This is a genomic window from Mesorhizobium sp. M7A.F.Ca.AU.002.02.1.1 (assembly GCF_003998535.1).
In the GTDB taxonomy this organism is placed as follows: Bacteria; Pseudomonadota; Alphaproteobacteria; order Rhizobiales; family Rhizobiaceae; genus Mesorhizobium; species Mesorhizobium ciceri.
This window is the reverse complement of the sequence record NZ_RZPB01001181.1, coordinates 1-1,264: the sequence shown is the minus strand read 5'-3', so window position 1 is coordinate 1,264 and position 1,264 is coordinate 1. Positions and strand designations below refer to the sequence as shown.

Annotated in this window: 2 protein-coding genes; both read right to left on the bottom strand. The window is 65.0% G+C overall.

All coding sequences use genetic code 11. From position 1 onward, the window contains the following. Nucleotides 1–914 (bottom strand): choline ABC transporter ATP-binding protein (gene choV, locus EN879_RS36280; protein WP_127274732.1); only part of this gene is annotated, 914 nt, incomplete at its 3' end. Beyond that, a partial coding sequence (locus EN879_RS36275; RefSeq protein WP_127218999.1) for an ABC transporter permease subunit occupies nt 911–1,264 on the bottom strand: 354 nt, incomplete at its 5' end. The genes EN879_RS36275 and choV, both read right to left, overlap by 4 nt.

Here is a 1,264-nt window from a genome sequence, read left to right as displayed (position 1 = left end):
GTCTTGCGGCGGTCGCGCCAGACCCAGCCGTCCTTGCCGTGCTCCAGATCACGACGGTCGCGCATCACGTTCCAGGCGGTCAGCACCGACAGCGGGTTCACATTGGCGATGAAGTCTCGGACATAGTCGTTGGCGGGCCGCAGCACGATGTCTTCGGGCGCGCCGGTTTGCACGATGCGCCCACCCTCCATGATGGTGATGTGGGAGCCGATCTTCAGCGCCTCCTCGAGGTCGTGGCTGACGAAGATGATGGTCTTCTTCAATTCAGCCTGCAGCTGCAGCAATTCGTCCTGCAGCTTGGTGCGGATGAGCGGGTCGAGCGCCGAGAACGGCTCATCCATCAACAGGATCGGCGCCTCGGTGGCGAAGGCCCGCGCCAGGCCGACGCGCTGCTGCATGCCGCCCGAAAGCTCATGCGCATATTTCTTCGACCACTGGTCGAGATTGACCAGCTTGAGCTGGCGTTGGACGCGCTCCTTGCGCTCGGCTTCTGGGACGCCGGCCAGTTCGAGGCCGAGACCGACATTCTCCTCCACCGTGCGCCAGGGCAAAAGGCCGAACTGCTGGAACACCATCGCCACCTGTTTCTGGCGCAGGCGCCGCAAGGTCGCCTCGTCGCAGGTGACGACATCGACGGTCTTGTCGCCATCCTTGACCAGCACCTGGCCGCGCGACACCACGTTGAGCCGGTTGACCGCCCGCAGCAATGTCGACTTGCCCGAACCGGAGAGGCCCATCAGAACGGAGATCTCGCCCTCGTTCACGGTCAGGCTGGCGCCGGCGCAGCCCAGTACATTGCCGGTCTTTTCGAGGATCTCGGCGCGGCTGGCGCCGGCGTCGATCATCTTCAGCGATCCGGCCTGGTCGGCGCCGAAAACGATATCGACGTTCCTGAAATCGACGGCGACGGTCATTTCTTGCCTCCAACGGCGATGCGGGTCATCCGGTCGAGCACGATGGCCAAAACGACGATGGCAAGCCCCGCCTCAAGCCCGAGGTCGATGCGGCGCGAGCCGAGCGCCCGGTTGATCTCGGTGCCGAGCCCGCCGGCGCCGATCAGTGCGGCAAACACCACCATCGACAGCGACAGCATGATCGATTGCGTCAGGCCGGCCATGATGGTGGGCAGCGCCGACGGCAGTTCCACCTTCCACAGCAGCTGGCTCTTGGTGGCGCCGAAAGCCTCGCCGGCCTCGACGATCGACTTCGGCACCGAGACGACGCCCAGATGCGTGAGCCGGACCGCGGTCGGGATGACGAAGAT